Annotated in this window: 4 protein-coding genes; all 4 read right to left on the bottom strand. The window is 29.7% G+C overall.

Annotated features, from left to right (window positions below; all coding sequences use genetic code 11):
• Positions 1 to 1049 precede the first annotated feature (1049 nt).
• The gene (locus BLV84_RS12630) at positions 1050 to 1253 is read right to left on the bottom strand and encodes a hypothetical protein (RefSeq protein WP_234953156.1); all 204 of its coding nucleotides are present in this window, start codon (positions 1251 to 1253) and stop codon (positions 1050 to 1052) included.
• Positions 1254 to 1688: 435 nt separating this feature from the next.
• Positions 1689 to 2591 carry a hypothetical protein gene (locus BLV84_RS12210; RefSeq protein ID WP_093246096.1) on the bottom strand — a complete coding sequence of 301 codons (903 nt, stop codon included), beginning with the start codon at positions 2589 to 2591 and terminating at the stop codon, positions 1689 to 1691.
• 160 nt (positions 2592 to 2751) lie between these two features.
• Complete coding sequence (locus BLV84_RS12205) at positions 2752 to 3072, bottom strand: hypothetical protein (protein ID WP_093246094.1); 321 nt, start codon at positions 3070 to 3072, stop codon at positions 2752 to 2754.
• Positions 3073 to 3076: 4 nt separating this feature from the next.
• Positions 3077 to 3361: a hypothetical protein gene (locus BLV84_RS12200; protein WP_093246091.1), complete on the bottom strand. Its 285-nt coding sequence runs from the start codon at positions 3359 to 3361 to the stop codon at positions 3077 to 3079.
• Positions 3362 to 4367 lie beyond the last annotated feature (1006 nt).

The following is a 4367-nucleotide window of genomic DNA, read 5'->3' as shown; positions in this document are numbered from 1 at the left end:
TTTTTCGATTCTGATATTTTCTTTCTTAAAATACTTGAATATCAAAATAGGAGAGAGGATTTTAAAAATCAACGGCTTAACTTAGCTGTAACGGTCTTGTGTATGAGTAGTAGCGAGATTTTAGCTCGGAACTTTTCTCATTTCTAAAACCATAAATTTATAACTTAATTTTCGTTTTTCAACACAGACTTCGCTATTACTTATACATAGTGTTAGCGACTGGTTTTTTCTTTTCGATTTAGCTCGCTTTTTAATCAAATATCAACCTTAAAATTTCTCAAAAAAATTTCGAACTTTTTCACCAGTTTGGGATTTGATCAGATTCATTTTCATTCAGCTAGAAACTAATCTTTATTAAATATCTATTTGACAGATTTGTGTCCAATTCTACGTAGCGATTTTTAATTCCAACATTTTGGCAAGCTCGTCTTAAGTCTAAAATGAAAAATCTTTTGGTTAGCTATAAATTCATTTTTTCGTAGTGATTTTCAATTCTGATAACTTTGGCGAACTCGTTTTGATTCTTAGTGTTAATTTTCTTTGGTAAGCCTATCAATTCTTTTTTCAGAGTGTGATTTTCCGATTTCTGATTATTTTTTGAGATATAAAATTCAATTTATAATCGAAATTATTTTGAGGAACTCTTTCTTCTCAACTTGTCGCTAACGGTTTTGTATATGGCTCGTAGCGTCTAAATTAGCAATTATTTTTCGGTTTAAGAACAAGCCAAATTTTAAATTTTACTACTTATTTTTTATTGGAAAGTTGTCAAATTTAAAATTTGGCGACTTTCCAAACAATCCTAAGCTTAGGATTAATCAGCTACTAAGCTATGAGCTATATACAGTGTTGTGCGCTGGCTTTTCCTCGGTTTAATTGGGTTTCGTCTATTTTTTCCAGTTCTATTTTTTTGAAATCAAACCATTTTTATCTAAAGTCCGAATTGTCAATTGCATTCTTAAAATTCTGAAACGGTTTTTTCCTTTGTAACATATTTTCCAAATCCGTTTTGAATTCTTCGTCGGGAATTTGGTCAATAAATCGATCCATTATTTAAAAGACTCAAATCTTTCTAAAATCTCAATTTTTATTAAATCCGCTTTAAAACACTCTTGAAATTCGTCTTCGTCCGAAATGTTTGAAAAACTCGGAATTGCTATTATTTCTCCAGTTTTAGAGTTGTAATAGCAGTCATTTCCGCAATCCAATTCCTGCACAATTTCTTTTATAATATTTGACTTGGAATTTTTCATTTCAAATCAGATTTTTGTTGTTCCTTAAAGTTTGCGGGTTAAGATTATATTTGCGGAGATTAGGTCAGATAGATGACTACCATTAAAAGAGAAATAAAACCAAGAAAGCCGTATAAGACTTTATTTATATTGGATTTTAATCTCTCAGTTTTATAAAGTCCATACATTCCAACTGGAGGTAAAAGGAACAATAGCGTATCTACTATTGTAGAATTGTTGTACCACTTATCATTATTATCTCTTTCCATCGTCTTTTTATTTTAAGAACTAATATAGTATTAATTTTTTTCAGCTTGCGCACAACGGTTTTGTGTATGATTAGTGGCGTGTTTAAGCACCTAATTTAGCAAATAAAAACCGAATAGAAAATCCGCGAGGATTTTCGTAAGTGGGCGAGAACTAGCCATTAATTATACACGTTGTTAGCATTAGTACTTATTTCAATAGTTTAAATTTGTCATCGACTAACGATTCATAAATGAATGTTGCAACGTCTTTACTTATCAATTCCGATAGCGCTAAATCAACTACTTTTCCTTTAATAACTTGTGACCAAGTTTTCTTATTTAATTTTTTAGAAAGTCCTCTTAATTCTTCTATTTCATTGAAAATAATTTCCTGACCAAAGCCTAATTCCTCGAGTCGTGAAAGAACTAAATCTATTTTTTCATTTGCTTCAGACTCTTGTTTTTTCTTGGATTTGTTTTTCAGCGTTTTATTTTTCCGTTCGATATAAGCAGCTCCTTTTACGGAAATTTTAAGCAAATCTTTTGAAGAGTAATCAGCTTCTCTAATACCATAACCTCTCTTTTTTAAATTTTCCGCTATTTCATTTGGTTCACTATCTCTATATTCTATTTCGTTAATTTGAAAAATTAGAGATATTGAATAAAAATTATCATTATAAAGCTGATATAGTTTTTGCAAAAAAAAAAGTATTTTTTCCTGTATTGTTTCTAATTCAGGTTTTTTGTGTCCAGCAATAATTTCAGAAACGGATATGTAGTCAGCAGTTATTTTAAACGCAGCAATTTTCCTTTCAAGATGGGTTGATAAATATTTAGCGTATTCAGATGGTTGTTTTTTGTAAAATCGACTATTAATGTGAAAAGTTAAATGACTTTCTTCTCTTACATATCGTATATCTGAAATTAATTGTTCAGGTATATTTGTAATATTTTTTTCAAGAAAATTAATAGCATCTTTTTCCCATTCAGTTGTTTTTTGTTCAATGATATTTGGGTCAGATATTTTTTCAGCCAAAATCTTTTTTCCTTCAATTATTTTTTCTTCTAATTGCTTCTTAAAAAGACTATGTTCAATTTTTAATTCTATCATTGATTTTGGCTCGTATTAATGCTAACGTTGTTGTGTATGATTAGTTGCGTGTTTTAAGCACTAAAGTTAGCACATAAAACACAGATAGAAAGTCCGCGAGGACTTTCGTAAATTGGCTAAAACCAAGCAATTAATTATACACGGTGTTGTAACCAGTTTTTTATTCATTACTAATTATTGATGGATTTAAAATATCTTCTAAATTTCCTTTTTTTAATAAATCTGAAATTACTTTTTGAATGCAATCTCGAGTAAGTTCCTTTACGAACAAATCAGGTGAAGTTTGATAAAGTCCTTTTAAATTTTCTCCGCTGTTTTCATCGAGTTTTATAGATGTATTTAGGAATTCATAAGTCCATACATTTATTCCGTAATGTCTTCCATCGGATAAATTTACGTGAATATTTGCGAATTCATTTTTTGTATTCCAGTTTCCAGAATCAACTTCCTCAAATTCTAACCAAAGTTTAAATTCCTCCATTTTTTTAAATACGATATCCGTTAATTTCTATTTTGTCAGATTGTTCAGTAAAATCTACGTTTAGTTTTTTTAGTTGTATTTCTAATTCAGACGTGGTTTTTAGAGTTAATTTTTCTAATTCCAAAAATTCTATAAAATCGCCAGAATTATCAATCAAAACAGAGTTGTTTTCAAGCTCAAGAATATCATTTGAAACTTTAATATCAGATGAAAGAAGGGTTTTTAATTCAAATTCAGAGTGATTTTCTTCAACCAACTCAAAAACTCGATACCATTTCTGATTATTCATTAAACTTTCAGAAGTGTTTTTAAGAATGAAATTCCGAGTTTCCTTAATTCTTGAATCTCATTTTTCCTTATTTCTTAAAATATTTAATTGTCCTTTCTTTGTCACGGTTTTTCTTAAATTGGTTACAACGTGTTTGTGTATGGTTAGTTGCGTGGTTAAGCGACTAAGTTAACAAATACTTACGACATAGAAAATCCGAAGGGATTTTCGTACGTAAGCACGAACCAAGCAATTAACTATACACGGTGTTACCTACAGTTTTTTAATTTTTTCAGTCGCAAAATAATCGTGCATTGTAAATTTAACCATAATTACCTTTAATTCTTAAAAGTCTAAAAAAAAAAATCTCCGAGTATGATTTTCAGAACGCAATATTCCATAATATTTTGTCAGGTTTTAGGGAAAACCACGAACTTATCCATTTAAAATACTTGTTGGGATTTGGCATTTCACGCACAGTTCAGCCGTAAAGTTTATCGTTTCAGATATTCGTGGGTTTACTATATTTATCTTTTTAATATCTTAATTTCAATGGTTCCTTATTCGCACAGTTCAGCCGTAAAGTTTAGCGTTTCAGATACTTGTTGGTTTACCATATTTATCTCGTTAAAATCTATTTTTATCAGTTCCATTATTCGCACGGTTCAGCCGTAAAGTTGAACGTTATTCTTGTTTCAAATTTCTTTAAAATCTAATTTTTAGTTCATTTTTTAAAGTTTATCACGAAACGATAAACGAATTTTTAGAGTTCATTTTATTTGTCTGTTTTTAAATCTTTTTAAATTTTTCCAAGCTGATAATATTCGTGCGTAGTGATTTTCAGAAACAGCTTTCTTAAACTACTATTTTCGTTTCTTGGTAGTATAAATTATTGATTTATAGGTAAATGTGAGTTGGTCTGGCAAAATTGTAGGTAACGGTCTCGTATAACCGTCAGTTACGGGTTAATATGCGTTAATTTTCGGTTTAGCACTGACGTTAGCAATTCCGAGTGGATTCGGACGTA

This window comes from Psychroflexus halocasei (assembly GCF_900107595.1).
GTDB classification, from domain to species: domain Bacteria; phylum Bacteroidota; class Bacteroidia; order Flavobacteriales; family Flavobacteriaceae; genus Psychroflexus; species Psychroflexus halocasei.
This window is presented reverse-complemented; position numbering and strand designations above follow the sequence as displayed.